Consider the following 22,208-nt stretch of genomic DNA (forward strand, 5'->3'; position numbering starts at 1 on the left):
AAAGTATTAGTGTCATTATATAGCAACAAATACTTTGGATAAATTTTAATGCTTACATAGTTTTTCCGTTTTATTTTAGGAATAAACAAAGACAGCTTGTCTCGAAATTTTAAAAAATATCAAATTGACAGTATAAATTACCTATGATAGACTGATTTTAAAGGATTGTTACCGCTTTATTGTGGGCTATACCTATTTTTTGTTGTAGTGAAAGAAAATAAAAGAATAGGGACTATCTTATGAACGTATGGAAAGTAATTAATAATAATATTGTATTGTCTAGGAATGATGATGATCAAGAAGTTGTCATTATGGGTAAAGGACTTGGCTTTAAGAAAAAAGCTGGTGATGCTATTGATGAATCGAAGATTGAGAATATGTATCTCAGTTCAAAGGAATGGAGCGTCAATAAATTAACCCAAATGCTTTCTTCTATCCCGTTGGAACATATTCAAGTGGCAAATGAAATCATCAGCTTTGCAAAAGTATCGCTTGGAAAAAAATTAAGCGAAAACATCTTCTTAACGTTAACCGATCATATCAGTTATGCAATTGAGCGCTATGAGAATGGTATGGAAATTAAGAATGCTCTTCTTTGGGAGATTAAAAGATTTTATAATCATGAATTCTTAATTGGGAAAGAAGCGTTATCGATTGTAAAAAATCGACTCGGTGTTGACTTACCGGAAGATGAGGCTGGATTTATTGCTTTGCATATCGTGAATGCAGAGCTTGATATGGGGCAAGTAAGCAAAGTATCGGAAATGGCAAAGGTTATCCAGAATATCCTTAATATTGTAAAGTATCACTTCAAAATTGATTTGGACGAGTATTCCCTTAATTATGAACGATTTATCACCCACTTGAAATTTTTCTTTCAACGAATGTTTAGTGGTGTTAAATTGGATGATGCTGGAACGTCTAGTTTTATTTTCATGCTGAAGGAAAAGTATACAGATGAGTATGCTTGTGCGCTGAAAATTAGAGAGTATATTAAGAAAGAATTTGGAAGAGAATTAGAAGAAGATGAGTTAATCTACCTGACGATTCATATAAAAAGAATAACCAGTGATTAGGATTGTTACTGATAATGCAGGCTATACCTAAATGAACCTCTACTGTTTATGAGGTTTCATTTAGGTATTTTTTATTCCTTTTAGACTACAACTACAACAAATATTTTTTAGCTTATAAAAATAATGGAGGGCAAACCAGATGAATTATCAAGATTTGGCTAAAGTAATTATCGATAAAGTTGGTGGTGAGGAAAATGTTAAAAGTTTAACTCACTGTGCTACACGGTTACGATTTAATTTAAAGGACGATCAGAAACCAGACGAAAAAACATTGAAAAGTACGCCAGGAATAATGGGAGTAGTTAATAAAGGTGGACAATACCAAGTCATTATTGGAAGTGATGTTGGAAATGTGTATAAAGAAATTATTACACAAACCAATATTGCTAATGATGAAGCGAAAAGCCAGGAAGAAGATAAGCGTTCTGTTTTTGCAAAGGTAATCGATACGATTACAGGAATCTTTACTCCGATTCTGCCAGCAATTACAGCGGCAGGGATGCTAAAAGCAGTGCTTTCTATATTAGTAGTGTTTAAAGTTTTAACAACAGAAAGCCAAAGTTATCAGATTATTAATTTCATGGCAGATGCAGCTTTCTACTTTTTACCTATCTTACTAGCTGTTTCATCTGCTCAAAAGTTCAAAGCCAATCCATTTTTGGCGATGATGGTAGGGGGAATCTTGCTGCATCCTAACTTTGTGGCAATGGTTAATATTGCGAAAGAAGGCGGAGAAGCCATTAAACTAATGGGACTTCCAATTTCAGCCGTTTCGTATTCTTCTTCTGTTATCCCGATTATTCTTTCCGTTTGGTTTATGTCTTATATTGAACCACTTGCAGATAAGGTTTCACCGAAAGCGATTAAGTTTTTTAGTAAACCAATGATTACTATTTTTATAGTGGGAACAGCAAGTTTAGTAGTATTAGGACCAATCGGTTATTTAATCAGTGATGCGATCTCAAACGGAATCACTGCATTAGAATCTGTAAGTCCATGGATCGTGCCATTATTGGTTGGTACATTTAGTCCATTACTTGTGGCAACTGGTACGCACTACGGTCTGGTGCCAATTGGAATTAACAATCGTATGACAACTGGTTATGATACCGTGATTTATCCAGGTATGCTTGCATCGAACGTGAGTCAAGGGGCTGCAGCTATTGGAGTTGGTGTTAAGTCAAAAGATAGTTCGATTAAACAATTAGCTTATTCTGCTGGTCTAACTGGTTTGTTTGGTATTACAGAACCAGCTTTATATGGAGTAAACTTACGCTTTAAGACACCTTTATATGCCGCTATGATTGGTGGAGCAGCAGGCGGGCTATTCATGGGTATTTGTAGAGTCCGTAACTTTTCTGGCGGTTCACCTGGTCTATTAACATTACCTAGTTATATTGGAGATAATACACTAAGTTTCTTCTATTATGCATGTATTGGCGCGGCTATTAGTATTGTTGTCACATTTATTGCGACATTAATCTTATACAAAGACCCTGTGGCAGAAGAAAAAGAGGAAGCTAATGAATCAACAACAAAGGAAACTCCTAATTTGAGTATCGGTGGTGCAACAATCATATCTCCGCTGCAAGGAAATTTACACAGCTTAAAACATGTAGATGATGGAATGTTTTCTGAGGAAATATTAGGACAAGGTGTAGCCATTGAGCCAGCCGAAGGGACTGTGCTTTCCCCTGTGAATGGGATAGTTAGTGCGACATTTGAATCAAAACACGCCATTGGTATTACTAGTGAAGACGGAGTGGAGCTATTGATTCATGTAGGGATTGATACCGTTCAATTGAATGGAGAAGGATATGAATATTTTGTTGAGAAAGGACAAGAAATTCAAATAGGAGACAAATTGATTCAATTTGATTTAGAGGGAATCAAAGCAAAAGGATATAAGGTAATTACACCTGTTGTTATTACAAATTCAGCAGAAGTAGGAGATATTCTAATTGCAAATGAAGGTCCTATTCACTTTGGTGAAGAAGTAATAAAAGTAATGAAATAGGAGGGATAAACAATGGGATTTAGAAAAGATTTTTTATGGGGCGGTGCGACCGCAGCGAATCAATGTGAAGGCGGATTTAATGAAGGTGGCAGAGGTCTAGCAAATGTGGACGTTATTCCAACTGGTCCTGATCGCAGAAGTATTATTACGGGTAAAAAGAAGATGTATTCTTTTGAGGAAGGTTATTTTTATCCTGCAAAAGAAGCAATTGATATGTATCATCGTTATAAAGAAGATATTGCTTTGTTCGGAGAAATGGGCTTTAAAACTTACCGATTATCGATTGCATGGAGCCGCATTTTTCCAAAAGGGGATGAGACGGAGCCAAATGAAGAGGGACTACAGTTTTATGAAGATCTGTTTAAAGAATGTCATAAATATGGAATCGAACCGTTAGTGACGATTACTCACTTTGATTGCCCGATGCATTTAATTGAGCAGTATGGCGGATGGCGAAATCGAAAGCTGATAGATTTTTATAAACGTTTATGTACCGTATTATTTACTCGTTATAAAGGGCTTGTTAAATACTGGCTTACTTTCAATGAAATTAATATGATCCTGCATGCTCCGTTTCTTGGCGCAGGCCTTTGCTTTGAAGAAGGAGAAAATGAGGAGCAAGTAAAATACCAAGCTGCCCATCATGAATTGGTTGCAAGTGCGGAAGCAACAAGAATCGCCCATGAAATTGATCCAGAGAATAAGATAGGATGCATGCTGGCAGCTGCAAGTTACTATCCTTATAGCTGCCGACCAGAAGATGTTTGGGAAGGAAAGCAAAAGGATAGAGGAAATTACTTTTTCATTGATGTTCAATCAAAAGGTGCCTACCCTGCTTATGCACTCAAAGAATTAGAGAGAAAAGGCATTGAGGTAGAAATGACCGCAGAAGATTTAGAAGTCTTGAAAAATCACACAGTTGATTTTATCTCTTTCTCTTATTATGCTTCTCGTGTGGCGGCAGCTGAAGACTCTGATGTGGAAAAAACGGCGGGCAATTTGTTCCCTACTGTTAAAAATCCATATCTTCAATCTAGTGAATGGGGATGGCAGATTGACCCATTAGGTTTACGTATCACGATGAATGATTTATATGATCGTTATCAAAAACCTTTATTCATCGTGGAAAATGGTCTGGGTGCAGTCGATACACCAGATGAATCTGGATATGTAGAAGACGATTATCGCATTGAGTATCTTGCTGCACATATTCAAGCGATGAAAGAAGCAGTCGACGAAGACGGTGTCGATCTGCTTGGCTACACAAGCTGGGGATGCATTGATTTGGTATCAGCAGGAACTGGCGAAATGAAAAAACGCTATGGTTTTATCTACGTAGACCGCGATAATGAAGGAAACGGCACTTTAAATAGAGCAAAGAAAAAATCGTTTCATTGGTATAAAAAAGTAATAGCTTCCAACGGGGAAGACTTAACTAACGAATAATAAAGATAGTTTACAATGCGTGCAAGAATTTCTTGTACGCATTCTTTTTTTAGAAGGGATGGGGAGTCGCAGGTAAAAGAGGTAGAAGCGCAAGTAAAAGATGGGGAGTCGCGCAAGTAAAAGTAAAAAGGCACAAACAAAAAAGCAAGCAGCACAAGTGAAATAGATGATTTTCCATTTAACATACTCAAATGTCGAGTAAACGGAGAAAAGAGACTTAAATAAGCAATCTAGCTATTACTTTATTTGAATATTTTAAAAATTAACACAATTGTATTTACAAACAATAAATAGAAGTTTATCATATCCCATATAAAGTTAAGAGAAAATGAGGAGAGACCCATTTAGAATATAAGCTTAGTGATAAGAGGTGAGTTCATTGGAACTAATACCCCCGAAAACCAATAGAAAGATAGAATTTCTGCCAATGGGAGAACAGATTTTAATCGTCCAGTTTGAGGAAATATTATCAATCGAACAGAATCAAATAGTGCAGCGTTTTGCTGAGGTGATCAAGTCTTTAAAAATTCGAGGTGTTAAAGATATTGTTAAAGGTATGTGCAATTTCTCGATTTTATATGATCCACTACTAATAAATTTTGAGCAATTAAAAGATAAGCTTATCCATATTGATTTTACAGAAGTTAGCGGGCGAGAGAAAGAATCACGGATGGTTCATATTCCAGTCGTTTTTGATGAACAGTATGGTCTTGATTTATCTGAGTTAGCAAAGAAATTGGGCTTTAGTGAAGAGGAAATCGTCGAAATAATAACTTCAAATGCTTATTATGTCTATATGATTGGATTTATTGCAGGCTTGCCATATATGGGGAATCTAGATGAACGAATTGCTGTTCCCAGAAAATCTAATCCAAGAGTTAAAGTCCCCAAAGGTGCGGTTGCTATCGCTAACCAAATGACTTCTATTTATACAGTCGAATCTCCAGGGGGATGGCATATAGTTGGATGGACACCAATGGATATTTTTGATGAAACAAAGAATCCTCCTAACTTTATCACGGCAGGAGATTATGTTAAATATGAGCCTATTTCAGCTAAAGTCGCCCATAAATGGAACAGCCAAGTACAAAAAGAGTGGGATCAATTATGGAATATATAAAGTGTTTAAAACCAGGCTTATTAACAACCATCCAAGATTTGGGGAGACCGTCTTATCAGTCATTTGGTGTTTCAGTCTCTGGTGCAATGGACCCTCTTTCCTTGAAGCTAGCTAATATTATCGTCGGCAATCCACCTGACTATGCTGCTTTAGAAATAACATTATTAGGACCAGAAATACTTTTCGAAGGAGAAGGGATTATTGCGATTACTGGGGCAGATTTATCACCAACATTAAATGGAAAAGCGATCCCTATGTGGAAAGCGATCCATATCGAGGGTGGAGCTGTTTTGAAGTTTGGAAAAGGGAAAAATGGCTGTCGCAGCTATCTTGCTATCCTTGGCGGGATTGATGTTCCAGAAGTAATGGGAAGTAAATCAACTTTTATTCGCGGAAGATATGGAGGGATGGAAGGAAGAGCCCTTCAAAGCAATGATTACATTCCAATAGGACCGTTTAATCCTAAGTGGATGAACCTAGTAAAAAATCGGAGAATCCCTGACTGTTATATTCCGAATTTTTCAAATGATGTGGTTAGATTTGTATGGGGACCGCATAATAGGGAATTTGAAGGAGAGTCAAAGGAGCTATTTGTAAAAAGGTTATATCAAGTGACCAGTCAATCAGATCGAATGGGATACCGTCTTGATGGAGATCCGCTAGTACATAAGAAGTCTGCAGATATACTTAGTGAATTTGCAGCACCAGGAACAATTCAAGTCCCTGCAAATGGTAAGCCCATTATCTTGATGGCAGATTGCCAAATGTCTGGTGGTTATACAAAAATCGGCATGGTCATAGGCACAGATATTCCCCTAGTAGCTCAGAAAAAGCCTGGTGATACAATTAAATTCCATCCTATATCGATATTACAAGCTCAAGAAGAATGGAAAAGGCAAATGAAATGGCTATCTATTTTAGCTGCAAATAATCTACGTTTAAACCGGAAAACAGCAATTTGAAAAATTGGGCAAGAAGATAATTTTTAGATATAAAATACACCATCCTTCATATGAATAAATGACAGTACTTTATTATAAAAAATACTTATTTTAAAAAAGTGAGCTTAATTAGTGAAATATTCCATGTTTCATAATACAATATTTAAGTATGCTTCCTTCTTTGAAAGAAGCATTTTTTTCAGGTCATTATTCAAATAAATAATAAATATTTCATATTGAAAGGCGATGAAAAGTTGAATTCATTAACCAAAACGAAACGATTACAAATTGCTTTTCTATTGGGATCTCTTTCCCTATTAGGTCCATTTACAATAGACACATATCTGCCGGCATTTCCAACTATTGTAGAGCAGTTTCATACGAATGCATCCTTAGTTCAAGTTAGTTTGACAACATGCTTGTTAGGGCTTGCTTTCGGGCAGTTAATTATTGGACCAATGAGTGATGTCCAAGGACGTCGCAAACCGTTGCTTACATTTCTTGGCTTATATTTACTATCTTCGTTAATATGTGCAATCGCACCAAATATTTATATGCTGATAGGTGCTCGCTTTATCCAAGGCTTTGCAGCAGCAGGAGGTCTTGTTATTTCAAGAGCAGTCGTTCGTGATCTTTACAGTGGAAGAGAGCTGACGAAGTTTTTCGCAACATTAATGTTAATCGGAAACCTCGGTCCAATTGTAGCACCAATTATAGGCGGAGCTATTCTTTCTTTCGCGAGTTGGAAAGTAGTTTTTCTTGTATTAACCTGTGTTGGAATTATTTTGACTTTAGTCGTTGCTTTTAAATTGGAAGAAACATTACCAGTGGAAAAACGTGTACCAAGCAATATTAAAAAAGTAGTCTCGAATTTCGGTTCTTTACTGAAAGACCGTGAATTTGCCGGCTATGCCTTTACACAAGGTTTCACAACGGCAGGAATCTTTGCCTATGTTTCTGGTATTTCTTTTGTCTACCAAAATATTTATGGCGTTTCCCCACAAGTATTTAGTTTATTGTTTGGAGTAAACGGGGTTGGCTTAATTATCGGAACGCAAATTGTTGGACGATTATCGAGATTTTCAGAGAAAACATTCTTGAAGAGTGGATTAGCTCTATCCATGTCCGCATCGATTTTATTAGTAATTGCTATTTTAGTGCATGCACCATTAGTGGCGGTAGCGATTCCTATTTTTCTTTTCGTTACCTCTATTAGTATTATTGGAACCTCGTCTTTTTCATTGGCAATGGAAACAAAAGGGCATATGGCGGGAAGTGCATCTGCATTACTAGGTTTATTACCGTTTTTACTCGGTTCTTTAACAGCACCACTAGTAGGCATCGGCGGAGAACATACCGCTGTGCCGATGGGAGTTATTATTTTCGCATCAAGCTTACTAGCATTTTTGTCTTACTATATATTGGTTCGTAAATCAGCGGTAAAGATGAATACACCTAAGCATATTACGCATAATTAATATGTTTTCATAAAAAAGGCACCTTCAAATAGAAGGTGCCTTTTTTATGAAGAAAACTAAAGCAAAGGAAAGAAATTTGAAAATATTTATAGGGTTAGCGGTTATCTATTTTTAAGAATTAAAAAATGTCAGAAAACGACTGTGTTTAAGTTAAAAAATGACGAGATTATTAGTATTAGGTTAGATTAAAATGAATAATGTAAGCGCTTATAAAATGGTATATTTTCTATTTTAAGGAGAGGTTTATGAATGCCAATTAAGCAGACAACGTGGAAAGAGAGAATTAGTTATGGCTTTAGTGATACTGCTTCAAATTTAGTGTATTCCATGATTACAACTTATTTAATGTTTTTTTATACTGATGTATTTGGTCTTAGTGTTGCTTCAGTAGGAACTTTATTTTTAGTGGCCAGGATACTTGATGCTATTGATGGACCAATTTTTGGCATTTTAATTGACAGAACAAGTACGAAATGGGGGAAGGTTAGACCCTATTTCCTTTGGTTTGCACTACCTTTTGGGATTTTGGCTATCTTGGCGTTTACGACCCCTAATTTTAGTGATTCTGGAAAATTGATTTATGCTTATATAACGTATATTCTATTAGGAATTTGCTATTCAGCTATCAATATCCCGATCACAGCTATCTTGCCAAGTCTAACAAGTGATCCAAAAGAAAGGAATATATTAGTCAGTACTCGAATGGTTTTAGCTACTGTAGGTTCGACGATAGTTAGTATTGGCACTTTACCTCTCGTTCAGGTATTTGGTAATGGAAATCAACAAAAAGGATTTATGTTAACGATGACATTATTTGCTGTTATCGGAATTATTCTTTTTCTCGTTACCTTTTTTAATGTAAGAGAAAAGGTGGGGAATACAGGAAGTGACCAAGTGGTACCATTTAAGTTAGCTTTAAAGACTTTGAAAGGAAACACTCCTTGGTTCATTTTATTCTTTGTTAGCTTCTTTACCTTTATCTCATCAATAATGAAATCATCTACAACTGTTTATTATTTAACCTATAACTTAAATAGACCTGATTTAATTGGAATTATATTAGCATTAGCTTCATTAAATATTATTGCATATTTTTTAATGCCTTTGGTTGCTAATAAAATGGGTAAAAGAAATGTGATGATATATGGTTTGATTTTAACAATTATTGGTCAGTTTATCCTTTATTTTGCGGCTAGTACTCTTTCGGTTTCAATATTGATAATTGGTACAATTATCGGTTCGATTGGTGGTGGTTTTGCTATGGGGGTTTCATTTGCTATGAATGCTGATACTGTTGATTATGGTGAATGGAAATCAGGTATCCGTGCACAAGGATTTTTGTCTGCAACCCCTGCTATTGGTGTTAAGGCTGGCATGGGAATTGGTGGAGCTCTTTCAGCATGGATTTTAACGGTTGGAAAATATGTTCCTAATCAAGAACAAATTCCCTCTGCTTTAAGAGCAATTGAAATTAATTTTATATGGGCACCGACTATTCTATCTTTTATTAGCATTCTATTGCTTTTATTCTACAAGTTAGATAAACAGGAAAAGCAAATGATTAGTGAATTAAATGAGAGAAGATCTAATTTAAGCATATAAATAATGTTTCGAAGGAAATGCTTAAAGTTGACTGGTGATTTTATACAATTAGAGGCAAATAGGCTAAATTCAAAAGGGATGGGAGAGGAAAATTTATGAAGTATACTGAAGCATTAGATGAACTAAAAAATAAACATGCGCAAGATGGATATTTTGTGAAATATGTACCTGGATTACAAGAGGAATCTGGATTTCTAGATCCTAATGCCAAAAAGGAAATTCAGATGTTCCAACAAGAGAATGAAAATATAAATCACCAACCAACTCTACAGGAAATCCGTGATTCTATGGGCTGGAGAGCAACAAAGGATATTGCTGTACTCCCATTAAAAATCGAAGAAAGGGTGACGGATAGCAATGTTAAAGTAAGGATTTACCAGAAAAAAGCATTAAAGGAAAAAGTGCCCGCGCTTATTTTTATTCATGGTGGAGGATTCTTTGGAGGATCCCTAAATAATGTTGAAAATCCATGTAGAGCTCTAGCAGATAAAGCAGATATTAAAGTCATCTCTGTGGATTATAGTTTGGCTCCAGAAAAACCATATCCCAACGGACTTTTAGATTGTTATCATGCTGTCAAGTGGGTTTACGAAAATGCTGCTGAATTAAGCATTGATCCTAGGAAAATAGCTATTGCAGGTGATTCAGCAGGAGGGAATTTAAGTTTTACAACATCATTATTAGATCGAGCGCTTGGAACAAATTTTATAAAAGCGGAAGTTCTTATTTATCCGGCAACTGTTTTAAGAAGTGATATAAATGGAGAATTATGGGATTTAAAAAAGTGGGGAATGAAGGCTGATAAAGCACTTATTAGTGAATATATTATGAATTTCGCCTCTTCGTGTGACAACGTTGATAAGATGTATGCACCATATATTCAGCCAGATATTCCTTTTATTGCACCGTTATTCGCAAGTCAATTAGCTGATATGCCTAGCACATTATTCCTAATTGGCGAATTCGACCCGCTAAGAATACAAGGGGAGAAATTATTTAATCTTATGAAAGAGGAAGGGGCATCAGTAGAATATATTCGGTACAATGGTATGATACACGCTTTTATGGATAAGATTGGAGATTTTCCACAAGCGGAAGATCTCATAAATGAAACAGTCCAATTTATTATGAATACATTTACAACAGTTTAAGATAAGTTTAATTTTTGAAAAAATAGTAATGAGATAGCTACTCTGTTTCATTGAAGATAATATATTGAAAAAAGAGAAGAGAGTTTTTTTAATATTTATTATAATGTAAAGGAGAGTGTGTTTTTTCTCTTTTTTGATAATTCTTTCGGGGTGTTAAGATGGAGTATAAATATGAATTTATCAAAACCGATGATAATTTACCAATCAAAATAATTTATCATAAGTCAAATGAGCCTAGTTTTGTCCCAAGTCATTGGCATGATAGTATAGAATTGTCGTATGTTCTCTCAGGAAAGATTGAACAAATTTATATTGATGGTTCTGTTTATTGTTCAAAACAAGGAGATATTGTTTTAATAAATTCGAATTCCATTCATGCTTTTTCCCTCGATCGAGGAGAAAATAGGAGAGCTCTTTCCTTATTCATTCCATATGAATTTATAAAAGCTATCTATAACAATATAGATCAAGTTTCTTTTGATTGTATATCAATTAATGAAACTAGTGAACAAAAATCATTATATTTTAATGAATTGCGTGAAAATTTAGATGCGATATTAAAAGCTTACTTAAATATAAAGCATAATCCCTTAGAGACTATTAAAATAACGGGCTTAATCTATGATTTAGTTTATGTATTATTAAAGAATTTTTCATCTAATAAGAAAATTAGGGGAGAAATAAAAACAAATAAATATCTTGATAGACTAATGAAAATTACAAATTACATTAAGAATAATTATAATCATAATCTACCTATAGGTTTAATTGCGGAAAAATTTGATTTGTCAGCTGAATATTTATCCCGTTTCTTTATAAAGCATATGGGGATGACAGTGCATCATTATATTAATGCAATTCGACTAGAAAAAGCGTATCGTGACTTAATGAATTCAGATCACACTATTTTACAAATAGCATTAGAGCATGGTTTTCCCAATGAAAAATCTTTTAATAGGGTATTTAAGGCTATTTATAATAAAAGTCCATATCAATATCGTAAAGAAATAAAAGGGAAGAAGTAGCTTCTTTTGATTAAGTGATATTTAGTATTTTGGATGAAATAATTATTAAAGTGTGGAACTAAAATAGTTCATAAAACTAGTAAGCTATTTGAAAAGTTTTTCGGTATCCTTTATAAATGGAATAATAACAGGGCAAGAAGTTGATAGAAAGAAAACTCACCAATTATGGCGAGTTTTCTTTCCCAGTTATAAATTTAATATAAGAACCAGTTGTCACTTAACATGATTCTAGTAAATTTCATTATAAACAACTGATATTTAAAATTCGAATAAAAAAAGTTCCTAAAATAGGAACTAGGATTGTAGAAAAAATACTATTTTCTCTACAATCTAAGAGTAGGCTAAGGCACTACTCTTTTACTTTTTCTTTACTCAATCATCTTCTTCATCGCCTCATACATATTCTCCACATGCTTATCCACTTCATCACGAGACATCCGCAAACGATCTACGGAGCTGCCATAGCCAATTTCTAGCTTTCCTTCTTTTAACCCTTGGAATATTCCATCGGCAAACTCGTTTAATGGCTCTCCTGCTGTATGTAACCCGGCACCGCCTAAATCTGTATTTACAGCTGGAGGGGCAACTTCAATTACTTCTATAGAAGTGTCGGAAAGCTGATGTCTTAAGCTGACAGTGAAAGAATGCATGGCTGCTTTGGTTGCTGAATAAATGGGTGCAATAACCATCGGCGTAAAGGCTAAACCTGATGTTACATTAATAATGGCTGCATCTTCTTTTTCTGAAAAATAAGGTGTAAATAGCATAGACATTTGAATAGCAGCTTCCATATTAATCGTAATTTCTTTGCTGAAATAGCTCCAATCATTCTTCGCGTCCGCTTTTAACACATTAAAACGTTGTTGAATGCCTGCATTGTTTACTAATACGTTCACTTCTGGATAGTGCGCTGTTACCCACTCAAATAATTTAACACGTTCAGCTTCTACAGAGAGATCGCTCACATATGTAATCAAGCTAGGATATTTTTCTTTTGCCTGTTGAAGTGCTTCTTCCCTGCGGCCACATACAATCACCGTATTTCCAGCGTTCATAAATCGTTCAGCAAAAGCTAAGCCAATCCCGGCATTTCCACCTGTAATAAGAATGGTATTATTAGAGAGTTTCATTGGGATTCCTCTTTTCGACTAATCATATTTTTTCCTTACTTTATCTATTATATCTTGTAATTTGCATATTTATTATTACCATAAGACTCCATTAATAGTGAATTATAGTTAGTTTAAAAAGTGGAAAAGAACAATTATTATGCGTATAGTCGTAATTTGTAGAATTTTCGTTTTATTTAATTGGAAAGTATTGACAACGAAAAAAATATTACCATAAAATTGGAAATGGATTAAACTTTCTATTTTTATAGATGTTTAATTTAAAAGGTTGCACAAGGGGAAATTTAGGGGGGGGTTTTAGATGATTACACAAGAAAAAATATCAAATAAAGTTCTTTTGGTAGTTAGTTTTAGTAGTTTATTAGTTATATCAATTGTTCTTATTAATTTAGCTCAAGGTTCTTTTCATTTTAACTTAAGTTATTTAGTTCCTGGTTTATCTGCAGCAGCAGCATTAAATGGATTGAAAATTGCTAGTAAAGCATACAAAAAAACAAAGAATTTACGTACTGCCTTAAAATTTGTTGGATCTTGGAGTGTAGTTAGTTTTGTTATTGCTTATGGTGGAGATTGGTTAATCAGTATGCTTTTAGATGGTAACTTAAAAACACTAGCAAACTGGTAATACTAATTTTATAACTTATTACCCCCTGTGCAACTCTATTTAATAGGAGATATTATGGTGAAAAAATTTTTTTATCTATACTTATATTCGAATAAATATTACATGAATCTTATAATAAGAGTATTGGAAAATAAGAATTTCAATTTTTTTAAGAAACATATTATTTATCTAGCTTTTATTTTATATGCTATCTTTTTCCTTTTTACTGTCTGTGTTCAAATTTTAGCCCATAACATGGGGAACACTACTATAGTTTTACAAAATATATTTATATTAGCTTTTCTAGCGATGTATTCTATTTTGCTAACTACAAATCTAGATATGAGCATAATAAGAGGATTTGTTGAGTCAAATATTTCAGTTAAAAACCGTTATATCTATTTATTAATCGTAGAATCCTATATTCCTTTTTGTACATTTATATTTGCATTATTGTTTCAACTACCAGTAATCATAGGACAATCATATTTAAACGGTTCGAAAGGAATAATATTTAACTTACACTTTATTGTATTTCTATTCATGATTTTTTTATTTATTACGTCACTGAAAATGTTTATCCAATCAATTAAATTAATATGGGATAAATATAATTTGATAATAATGAAAGAAATATTTATATTTCTTCTAAGTATCGGAGTTACATTATTCTTTGATGAAATAGTGTATGTCGTTAAAAATATTATCACTTATTTTATTAAATTTAATATGAATGTAGGATTAAATGAAAATAAATTTTTAAATTCATTTTCATTTTATAACTATAATTATGCTCGTGAATTAAAAATAATGATCCTCTTTATTATTATATTTTTTCTTATTTCTTATTGTTTAAATAATAAGGATATTACGAAGGTTTATAGAGCACCTATACGAACTAAATCTAGTGTTTTAAGCATCCTATTTAGTAGATTTGGTTTATTTAATCAGAATTTTATTAGTTGTGTTGTTTTAATGAATATACTTAATAGTCCCATAGTAAAAAAAATTATTGGTGCTAATGGGTTTCTTTTTTTTGGAATTCTAAGTTTATCACTATTCACAAAATATGTATTTGGTGAACTTGATAAATTCATTTATCTGAATAAGTTAAGTGAATTTAGAGTTGCGCTTTATTTTTCTTTTATGCATATTATTAGTTTAATTTCTGTATGTATTTTTGGAATAGCATTAAAAAATACATTCATTAGTATAGTAGATTTAATAAATTTAGTTATTACTCTAATATGTATCGATTTAATTTATTTTTGGCTTTTTTCTACTTTTATTAAATGGATAAAAAGTAAAGATTCTCTTTCAGAAATATTAACTCATCGAATTATTAATTTTGCTTCTATTATACCATTTCTTATTTATTCAATAATAAAAGGAGTAACTTATGCTATTGCATTATTTTAAGAAATTAAAAGCTTCATTTGTAATCTTTGGTATATTGTCGTTCCTATTTATAATTTTAAATATTCTCATTTTAACTACAGAAGTGAAGGGGAATTTGAATGTAAATGTACATGAAACCCTAGGAATATTTGAAGTGAAAATGATTTTTATTCACAATTTTCTTATATTTATAATCGTTATCCTATTGGGGAATCTTACCTTTGGCTTTTCAACAATAATATTATTAGCGATTACTTATTTTTTTACAGCATTTAGAATCGCTGAATACTATTCTTTAACAGGAAATAAGGCAATTGCTATATTTTCCGTATTACTCCATGGAATATTTGAACTAATGGCTATCTCTATTTCAGCAGATATATCATTTGAAACTTTTAGAAGATGGATATTTCCAAAAAAGAACTTTTCATTTAGAAGTAAAGAGTTCTTCAATACAACTTTATTTAAACTAATAATAGGTATTTCTTTATTATTTTTAGCAGCATTAATAGAAATTTTTTTTACTTCTAAGTTTTTAACTCTATTGCAATAAGTGAAGGAGGGTTTCATATAATTAAGATTAATAATATTTCCAAAAGTTATAGAGGAAAATATGTTTTTGGTCCATTTAATATTAATATTGAGAAAAAGCGTATTTATGTACTTATTGGTGGAAATGGTGCAGGTAAAACAACCTTATTACGTGGACTGGCAGGGTTGATAAAATTCAATGAAAAAAAAGATGATTTTAGTGATAATTTCTATTTTGTTGGAGAGGAAATGAATGTTTTAGAATATTTGACAGGAAGAGAAAATTTATTTCTAATAGCAAAATTAAAGAAAATAGATACAAAGAAAATTGATTCAATAATTAAATTAAATAAACTAGAATCTTTTATTGATAATTTAGTTTTAACATATTCTAAAGGAATGTTGGAAAAATTAAAATTATCTATTGGTTTACTAGTTTCTCCAAAAGTATTACTACTTGATGAACCATTTACTTCGTTAGATGTAATAAATTTAAATTTATTACAAAATAACATAAGAGAATTTACTAGAAGTGGTGATCATTCCGTAATATTATCTTCTCACTCATTAGAGACTATTATGGGTATGGCAGATCAATTATTAATATTAAATGAAGGTAATCTAAAAAATATAGATAGAATAAAAGGTAATGTTAAAGAATTAAGACGAATTATTTCAAGAAACATAGGCGGTGATGAAAGTGAAAAAAATTAGTAATATATTATTATTTCTCTTACTAGTAGGTTGTCAATTATTTATGTTGGGCTATGGTTATAAAACAGTTGATGTAGATGAATATTATCATTTTGTAAATCTAATACAAACAGATATAAATTATAAAATTGTATTGTTGATGCTAATTTTATTAATTGTAGTTGCTATATTATTTGTAGTTTATTTTTCTGTTACGATATTTTTGTTAATTTCAAACAAGGTGCTAAGCTTAGAGTTAACCTTTAACTTTGTATACTATTTAGTTGCTATAAATCTCATAATTACAGCTTTCCATGTTTTTTTATATGAGGTATTTAAGGGAAATTCTATATTTGCATTATATTTAAATCCTTTAGTGCTGCTTAGCACTGTTGTAATTCTTATACTTACGTTCTTTAATACTAGAAAGATTTTAGCTTCTATACTATTTTCAATTTTATTTTATGTAGTTAATTTAATGATTACACTAATTTTTTACTAATTTTATAAAAAAGAAGGATAATCTTGAAAGCAATTTTTTATAGAGAATTTACAATCATTGGTCTATGATTTTTCAATAGAATTAAATTTTAAAAAGACATAAAAAAATGGTCGGGTTTTATAAAAGGTAGTAATTAATCTATGCTGAAAATGAATAACCCAAAACAACCTCATAAAAATATGATACGATGATCATGAGGTGGAAATTTTGGAACAATTAATTTATACACTTTTAGCGTACATAAATAATTCTTTAGAAAAAGATATTAACTATTCCATCGCCAATAGTTTCCTGGAAAATATTCATCATATAGAAGGCTATTCTTTAGAAATGGCTGCGGAAGTATGTAATGTTGCCCCATCTACAATTAATCGTTTCTGTAAGCGAATTGGCTTCCGTAACTTTTCGAATCTCCGCAGTAGTGTTGCTTATCATGGGGGAATGTATGAGGAAAGGGAAAAGAGCTTAACTACAGAAACATTTGAATTAAAACTAAAGGAAAATATCGAGATAATGGAAAGAATTTCCAGAGTGCAACTAGACCGTATCATAAAAAAGATTCATGAGTCTAAAAGAATTGTCATATTAGGATTTGAAAAACATCAAATTCAAGCGATGGAGCTTCAAAAGCAATTATTTCTGCTCGGAAAGCTATGTGAATGCAATACGAATTTTTTTAAACAATTGGAAACAGTCTCTCATTTGACAGAAGAAGATATGATTATTACCATTTCCATTGAAGGAAACATCCTGACAGAAGCGTTAGCAATCAAAGAAAAAATTAAGGCAGCAAGCGGGAAGAAATTGCTAATTACTTTTTCAGATTCCGAGAAGCACCAACAAATATTTGATGAGATTTTACAATGTGGAAAAATTGATAATAGTGCTGTGAGTAGTTATACCTTATTACGTTTGTTTGATATTCTCATCTATCACTATCAAAAACGATATCCTTCTTTCTAACTGGTCTGAAAGAGACCAGTTTTTTCTTTTTTGTAAGCGTATCATTATAGGTAGAGATTAGAAAAGGGAGGAAACATATAATGAAGAAAAACGGATTTCCTGAAGGTTTTTTATGGGGGGGAGCTACAGCCGCCAATCAATTAGAAGGTGCGTATAATGAAGGCGGGAAAGGATTATCGATCTTTGATATGGTCACATTCGTTCCAAAGGAAGAACGTGGCGATGATATCGAGATGGATGTGAAGAGCAAAGCGGAATTAGAAGCACTATTAGCTGGCAAAGGCGGCGACAATTTTCCGAAACGTCGTGGGATTGATTTTTATCATCGCTATAAAGAAGACATTGCTCTTTTTGCAGAGATGGGCTTCAAAACATTCCGTCTGTCTATTTCTTGGCCGCGTATTTTCCCGAACGGGGATGATTTGGTGCCAAATGAAGAGGGGTTAGCTTTTTATGATCGAGTATTTGATGAATTGGCTAAATATGGTATTGAGCCATTAGTGACGCTATCCCATTATGAAATCCCACTGAACCTTGTCCAAAAATATAATGGCTGGGTAGATAGGCAATTAGTAGATTTCTTTGTTCATTATGCTGAAACTGTCTTTAACCGCTATAAGGACAAGGTGAAGTATTGGTTAACGTTTAATGAAATTAATATCTCAACCCTATCCCCTTACATTGGTAGTGGAATTTTAATTGATGAGGTAGAGAATAAAGAACAAGCTATTTATCAAGCTTTACATCATCAATTTGTGGCAAGCTCTAGAGCAGTGAAGGCATGTCATGAGATTATTCCTGATGCACAGATTGGCTGTATGCTGGCACGTATGGAAGTATATCCGGAAACATGTAATCCAGATGATGTATTAGCAGCATTAGAAGAGGATCAGAAGAATTTATTTTTCACAGATGTTCAAGTGCGCGGTTATTATCCAAGCTTTATGCTGAACTACTTTGAGGAAAATAATATTCAGATTGAAATGCTTCCAGGGGATGAAGAGCTGCTTTTACAGCATACTGTTGATTTCCTATCTTTTAGCTATTATATGTCTATGGTTGCAAGTGGAGCACCAGATAAGAAAAAAGAAAAAGGAAACTTCTTCTCTGGAGTGAAAAATCCATACTTAGAATCATCCGATTGGGGCTGGCAAATCGACCCGAAAGGATTGCGTATTACGCTAAAGAAAATGTATGATCGATATCAAGTACCTTTATTTATCGTTGAAAATGGATTAGGTGCACATGATAAAGTAGAAGAAGATGGCTCTATTAATGATGATTATCGTATTGAATATATGCGGGCACATATCGAGCAGATGAAAGAAGCAATTAAAGAAGGTGTAGACCTAATTGGCTACACAAGCTGGGGCTGTATTGATCTTATTTCTGCCAGCACCTCTGAAATGTCTAAACGATATGGCTTTATCTATGTAGACCAAGATGATTATGGAAATGGAACATTGAAAAGATCGAAGAAAAAATCATTTGATTGGTACAAAAATGTCATTGCGACAAATGGCGAAGAATTATAATCTTTGTTTAGATAAAAAGTGCTGTCCCTTTTGGGCTTCAGCACTTTTTTTATAGACTATTTTAGAAAAAGTAGAGCAATCCGATTTTTGAAAATGATAGATTTTTTAGAATTAATAAACAAATCTTAATATATTGATATAATGAAAACTATATGTTAAAATGTTCCAGTCAAGCATCTTCATTAGTGTAGTTTAGAATTTATTATGATTAAATACTGAATAATATTCTAATTTTTCTAATAATACATAACAGTAGGGTAACATATGTTGACCAAGTGTTTAAATAGGCTACATATTACTTTCGGTTTATAAAATAGTAATTATATTATATGCATATAAGGAGAGATTCAGATGAAATATCTTTCTCTATTTATGGTCGCGTTCCTATTCTTGCTTGCAGGATGCGGGAATTCAGCCGAAGAGAAAAAAGAGGAACCAGTGAAAAAAGAAATGAATGCAGACCAAGAAACAAAAGCAAAAGAATTAACAGATGAAGATAAGAAATTTATTGCTCTGTTGGAAAAAGGCGAATATCAACAGATTGTTGATGAAACAATCCATCTTGCTAGTGATGCCCAAGTCAATTTTTACTTTTTAGCCAATGCTTTTAAAGCAGTTCCTGATTATTCGTTAAGTAAAACATATTTGAAAAAAGCGAAGTATATTCCAGCGGAAATTGAAGATAAAGTAAATCAATTAAAAAAAGATATAGATGCTAACGTGGAGAAAGAGGGAGCTTAAGCTCTTTAATATCGTTAGATAGGTGCTTGACCACTAATTAAGATGTAAGGAAGAACCTTGTCAGAAGATTTCTGGCAAGGTTTTTCATACTTTGAAAAGGATAGCATAAGGCAACCAATCAATACTATCCCTAAACGAAAAAAAGAAAAACAAATCAACTAAAAAAGTTGATTTGTTTTTCCTTATCCTTCATATGATTTGTAAAAATCGATAGCCTTCTGGATATAAGGCTGTTCTTCTGGTGGTACCTCTTCTTCATGATAAATGGCGGAAACTGGACATACTGCTTCACATGCACCACAGTCAATACAAATATCGGGATCAATATAGAATTGATCTTCTCCCTTTGCGATACAATCAACAGGACAAACATCTACACAATCTCCTGCTTGTTCATGCATACATGGTGAAGTTATAACGAAAGGCATGGAATCTCCCCTCCCCTTTACTTAAATAATATTAAGATCTAATGTTTAGTAGTACTTCATTCATTCGATTTATATTTTCGCGGATTTTTACAGCACTTAAGTAATCAATTTTATCATGATAACTTTCAGGCTGTTCTCTTTGCTCATCAATGGACATATGCTGATATTCATCAATGCCCCCTGTTGATGCTTGATAGTCCTCCATTAAGCTAGCTTCCAATTGTTGAACCATATTGTTTATTCTATCAAGACTTTGTGTCATCGAGCTGGCTGTGTTGATGATTTCTTCGTTTGATTTTGGAAAGTTATCCATTTTGTTCTTCTGTTCTTGTAAATCATTCTTCACTTGCTGAAGCAAAGGATCTTTGTCAGCATCTACTTTCATATGATCAAGTATTTGTAACGTGTCGCCTATCAATATTTGCAATCTCTTGGAGGCGTTTTCCATGGAAATCCCACCTTTAAGCATTGTATCTATAAAATGGACATAATATCGGCTTTCTATACATCTTACGAGAGTTCTCGCTATTTTCTAGGCGAAATGCGAGTAATCTTTTTAAAATGGCGATGAAAGGATCGCAAATTATTGTAACCCACAGTTTATGGCATTTTGCAAATCGGCAGCTGCCGATTTTTTAACTGATAACACGCCTGTGATATTTGATACTGGGTCAAGTATTCGGTAAAGGTCATATTTGTTATATGAACAAACAGCTTGGAAAGATAAGCATAATCATATTGGAGATGCTTTGCTACGACTTTCAATGTGCAATCCTGACTGTAGTGGCTGTCTACATAAAGCAATATTCTATGAAAAACTTTCATTTATAGTGAGTATGCAACAGGCATTAAATTTGTGTTCTCTACTAAATTACCACATATATCATAAAGAAAACTTTTATGGCGATAAATAGACAAATTGGGTGTCACCTTTAAATAAATCCCTTAGAACCTTTTGAAAGAGGAGAAGATATCTTTTAACATTAGTATGTTAAAAAAGGAAAGATTATATGAAGTTTTGGGGATAAACAGTAAAAGCTCTAGCAAACCGAAATAGGACGGTTTGCTAGAACTTTTTTATGCAATCAATCAACAATCTCCAAGCCTAATAAAGCAGAAAATTGGATGGCTTGATAGGTAGAAACCTTACACCCTTTTAAATCTGGTGGAGATACAAGCAATGATTGGAAGGTAGAGGTACTAATATCAACACCGTTAAGGGAAGTTCTTTCAAAATTTGCTCCGTCCATTGTACATTTCTTAAATTCGATCTTTTTAAAGAGACAATCATAAAAATCAGCAGATTCAACAGGCGAGTCTTGGAATCTAACTTTCTCTAATTTGGAGCTTCCAAAAGCGGCTAGTCTCAATAAGGAATCAGTAAACTGCACATTTCTTAAACGGGAGTCTGTAAAATCTACCCCTAATAATTTGCAGTTAGTAAATTGGCATTTGTGAATGGAAGAACTAGTGAGCTTCGCATTAGAGAAATCACAGCTTTCAAAAATAACGTCTGTTAATTCCATGCCGGAAAAATCAGTATGCATAAACTTACAATTCTTCAGCACCATTTTCGATAACCGTACTTTATTTAATACTTCTTCTTCAAACATGGAGTGATGAACTTCGCATCCTTCTAACTCTAATTCTTCCTCGTACAATATATCGTGAAAATTCTTTGATGGTAGGTTCGCAGGTATCTTTGGTTCTTCTATTTTCATCTATACTACTCCTTTTCTGTTGCCTTCCTGTGTGATAACTACTATATGAAAAAATAACTTTAATTTAAAGACTGTATTTTTTGTTCTATTTATGTGCAGGTAGAAA

The 22,208-nt window shown here is 33.0% G+C and carries 21 protein-coding genes; 16 read left to right on the forward strand and 5 right to left on the reverse strand.

Going from position 1 to position 22,208, the window contains the following annotated elements:
* The first annotated feature begins 239 nt into the window (after positions 1-239).
* From licT to C2I06_RS23725, 9 genes are all read left to right on the forward strand, one after another.
* Positions 240-1,076: a BglG family transcription antiterminator LicT gene (gene licT, locus C2I06_RS23685; protein WP_095334160.1), complete on the forward strand. Its 837-nt coding sequence runs from the start codon at positions 240-242 to the stop codon at positions 1,074-1,076.
* 139 nt (positions 1,077-1,215) lie between these two features.
* On the forward strand, positions 1,216-3,093 hold the full coding sequence (locus tag C2I06_RS23690) for a beta-glucoside-specific PTS transporter subunit IIABC (protein WP_123258984.1): 1,878 nt from the start codon (positions 1,216-1,218) through the stop codon (positions 3,091-3,093).
* Positions 3,094-3,105: 12 nt separating this feature from the next.
* Positions 3,106-4,539, forward strand: a complete 1,434-nt coding sequence (locus C2I06_RS23695; RefSeq protein ID WP_123258985.1) for a 6-phospho-beta-glucosidase — start codon at positions 3,106-3,108, stop codon at positions 4,537-4,539.
* Between the two features lie 379 nt (positions 4,540-4,918).
* A complete protein-coding gene (pxpB, locus tag C2I06_RS23700; protein WP_249928254.1) occupies positions 4,919-5,659 on the forward strand; it encodes a 5-oxoprolinase subunit PxpB in 741 nt (246 codons plus the stop codon).
* Positions 5,647-6,621 carry a 5-oxoprolinase subunit C family protein gene (locus C2I06_RS23705; RefSeq protein ID WP_123258986.1) on the forward strand — a complete coding sequence of 325 codons (975 nt, stop codon included), beginning with the start codon at positions 5,647-5,649 and terminating at the stop codon, positions 6,619-6,621. Before pxpB ends, C2I06_RS23705 begins: the two co-directional genes overlap by 13 nt.
* A 233-nt stretch (positions 6,622-6,854) precedes the next feature.
* Positions 6,855-8,078, forward strand: a complete 1,224-nt coding sequence (locus C2I06_RS23710; protein WP_095334152.1) for a Bcr/CflA family multidrug efflux MFS transporter — start codon at positions 6,855-6,857, stop codon at positions 8,076-8,078.
* 249 nt (positions 8,079-8,327) lie between these two features.
* Entirely contained in the window at positions 8,328-9,680 is a 1,353-nt protein-coding gene (locus C2I06_RS23715; RefSeq protein ID WP_123258987.1) for a glycoside-pentoside-hexuronide (GPH):cation symporter, read from the forward strand.
* A gap of 95 nt (positions 9,681-9,775) precedes the next feature.
* Entirely contained in the window at positions 9,776-10,831 is a 1,056-nt protein-coding gene (locus C2I06_RS23720) for an alpha/beta hydrolase (RefSeq protein WP_123258988.1), read from the forward strand.
* A gap of 158 nt (positions 10,832-10,989) precedes the next feature.
* Complete coding sequence (locus C2I06_RS23725; RefSeq protein ID WP_123258989.1) at positions 10,990-11,856, forward strand: AraC family transcriptional regulator; 867 nt, start codon at positions 10,990-10,992, stop codon at positions 11,854-11,856.
* Positions 11,857-12,224: 368 nt separating this feature from the next.
* Here C2I06_RS23725 and C2I06_RS23730 read toward each other — a convergent pair whose 3' ends face one another.
* Positions 12,225-12,986: an SDR family oxidoreductase gene (locus tag C2I06_RS23730; protein ID WP_123258990.1), complete on the reverse strand. Its 762-nt coding sequence runs from the start codon at positions 12,984-12,986 to the stop codon at positions 12,225-12,227.
* A gap of 301 nt (positions 12,987-13,287) precedes the next feature.
* Between C2I06_RS23730 and C2I06_RS23735 the strand changes: the two genes are divergently transcribed.
* The 7 genes from C2I06_RS23735 to C2I06_RS23770 all read left to right on the forward strand — a co-directional run bounded on the left by C2I06_RS23735 (position 13,288) and on the right by C2I06_RS23770 (position 19,953).
* On the forward strand, positions 13,288-13,611 hold the full coding sequence (locus C2I06_RS23735; RefSeq protein WP_123258991.1) for a hypothetical protein: 324 nt from the start codon (positions 13,288-13,290) through the stop codon (positions 13,609-13,611).
* A gap of 54 nt (positions 13,612-13,665) precedes the next feature.
* Positions 13,666-15,009: a hypothetical protein gene (locus tag C2I06_RS23740; protein ID WP_123258992.1), complete on the forward strand. Its 1,344-nt coding sequence runs from the start codon at positions 13,666-13,668 to the stop codon at positions 15,007-15,009.
* Entirely contained in the window at positions 14,996-15,541 is a 546-nt protein-coding gene (locus C2I06_RS23745) for a stage II sporulation protein M (RefSeq protein ID WP_164463772.1), read from the forward strand. The genes C2I06_RS23740 and C2I06_RS23745 overlap by 14 nt, the downstream gene beginning before the upstream one ends.
* Positions 15,542-15,627: 86 nt before the next feature.
* The gene (locus tag C2I06_RS23750) at positions 15,628-16,233 is read left to right on the forward strand and encodes an ABC transporter ATP-binding protein (protein WP_275068618.1); all 606 of its coding nucleotides are present in this window, start codon (positions 15,628-15,630) and stop codon (positions 16,231-16,233) included.
* A 688-nt stretch (positions 16,234-16,921) separates the two neighbouring features.
* A complete protein-coding gene (locus C2I06_RS23760; protein ID WP_164463773.1) occupies positions 16,922-17,677 on the forward strand; it encodes a MurR/RpiR family transcriptional regulator in 756 nt (251 codons plus the stop codon).
* A gap of 80 nt (positions 17,678-17,757) precedes the next feature.
* The gene (locus tag C2I06_RS23765; protein WP_123258997.1) at positions 17,758-19,212 is read left to right on the forward strand and encodes a glycoside hydrolase family 1 protein; all 1,455 of its coding nucleotides are present in this window, start codon (positions 17,758-17,760) and stop codon (positions 19,210-19,212) included.
* 351 nt (positions 19,213-19,563) lie between these two features.
* Positions 19,564-19,953, forward strand: coding sequence for a hypothetical protein (locus C2I06_RS23770; RefSeq protein ID WP_123258998.1), 390 nt, complete (start codon positions 19,564-19,566; stop codon positions 19,951-19,953).
* 182 nt (positions 19,954-20,135) lie between these two features.
* Here the strand turns inward: C2I06_RS23770 and C2I06_RS23775 are convergent, their stop codons facing one another.
* The 4 genes from C2I06_RS23775 to C2I06_RS23790 all read right to left on the reverse strand — a co-directional run bounded on the left by C2I06_RS23775 (position 20,136) and on the right by C2I06_RS23790 (position 22,102).
* A complete protein-coding gene (locus tag C2I06_RS23775) occupies positions 20,136-20,381 on the reverse strand; it encodes a ferredoxin family protein (protein WP_047943252.1) in 246 nt (81 codons plus the stop codon).
* Positions 20,382-20,412: 31 nt separating this feature from the next.
* On the reverse strand, positions 20,413-20,829 hold the full coding sequence (locus tag C2I06_RS23780) for a hypothetical protein (RefSeq protein WP_123258999.1): 417 nt from the start codon (positions 20,827-20,829) through the stop codon (positions 20,413-20,415).
* Positions 20,830-20,981: 152 nt separating this feature from the next.
* Complete coding sequence (locus C2I06_RS23785) at positions 20,982-21,206, reverse strand: AraC family transcriptional regulator (protein ID WP_123259000.1); 225 nt, start codon at positions 21,204-21,206, stop codon at positions 20,982-20,984.
* Positions 21,207-21,466: 260 nt separating this feature from the next.
* Positions 21,467-22,102: a pentapeptide repeat-containing protein gene (locus C2I06_RS23790; protein WP_095334122.1), complete on the reverse strand. Its 636-nt coding sequence runs from the start codon at positions 22,100-22,102 to the stop codon at positions 21,467-21,469.
* Positions 22,103-22,208: the final 106 nt, after the last annotated feature.

The organism is Niallia circulans (assembly GCF_003726095.1).
Lineage (GTDB): Bacteria > Bacillota > Bacilli > Bacillales > Cytobacillaceae > Niallia > Niallia circulans_A.

Excerpts from the sequence above, each read along its gene's own strand:
- C2I06_RS23735 (WP_123258991.1), top strand. The coding sequence starts at position 13,288 with ATGATTACACAAGAAAAAATATCAAATAAAGTTCTTTTGGTAGTTAGT.
- C2I06_RS23705 (WP_123258986.1), top strand. The coding sequence starts at position 5,647 with ATGGAATATATAAAGTGTTTAAAACCAGGCTTATTAACAACCATCCAA.
- licT (WP_095334160.1), top strand. The coding sequence starts at position 240 with ATGAACGTATGGAAAGTAATTAATAATAATATTGTATTGTCTAGGAAT.
- C2I06_RS23765 (WP_123258997.1), top strand. The coding sequence starts at position 17,758 with ATGAAGAAAAACGGATTTCCTGAAGGTTTTTTATGGGGGGGAGCTACA.
- C2I06_RS23775 (WP_047943252.1), bottom strand. The coding sequence starts at position 20,381 with ATGCCTTTCGTTATAACTTCACCATGTATGCATGAACAAGCAGGAGAT.
- C2I06_RS23695 (WP_123258985.1), top strand. The coding sequence starts at position 3,106 with ATGGGATTTAGAAAAGATTTTTTATGGGGCGGTGCGACCGCAGCGAAT.
- C2I06_RS23790 (WP_095334122.1), bottom strand. The coding sequence starts at position 22,102 with ATGAAAATAGAAGAACCAAAGATACCTGCGAACCTACCATCAAAGAAT.
- C2I06_RS23740 (WP_123258992.1), top strand. The coding sequence starts at position 13,666 with ATGGTGAAAAAATTTTTTTATCTATACTTATATTCGAATAAATATTAC.
- C2I06_RS23720 (WP_123258988.1), top strand. The coding sequence starts at position 9,776 with ATGAAGTATACTGAAGCATTAGATGAACTAAAAAATAAACATGCGCAA.
- C2I06_RS23730 (WP_123258990.1), bottom strand. The coding sequence starts at position 12,986 with ATGAAACTCTCTAATAATACCATTCTTATTACAGGTGGAAATGCCGGG.
- C2I06_RS23780 (WP_123258999.1), bottom strand. The coding sequence starts at position 20,829 with ATGGAAAACGCCTCCAAGAGATTGCAAATATTGATAGGCGACACGTTA.
- C2I06_RS23785 (WP_123259000.1), bottom strand. The coding sequence starts at position 21,206 with ATGAAAGTTTTTCATAGAATATTGCTTTATGTAGACAGCCACTACAGT.
- C2I06_RS23715 (WP_123258987.1), top strand. The coding sequence starts at position 8,328 with ATGCCAATTAAGCAGACAACGTGGAAAGAGAGAATTAGTTATGGCTTT.
- C2I06_RS23690 (WP_123258984.1), top strand. The coding sequence starts at position 1,216 with ATGAATTATCAAGATTTGGCTAAAGTAATTATCGATAAAGTTGGTGGT.
- C2I06_RS23725 (WP_123258989.1), top strand. The coding sequence starts at position 10,990 with ATGGAGTATAAATATGAATTTATCAAAACCGATGATAATTTACCAATC.
- C2I06_RS23770 (WP_123258998.1), top strand. The coding sequence starts at position 19,564 with ATGAAATATCTTTCTCTATTTATGGTCGCGTTCCTATTCTTGCTTGCA.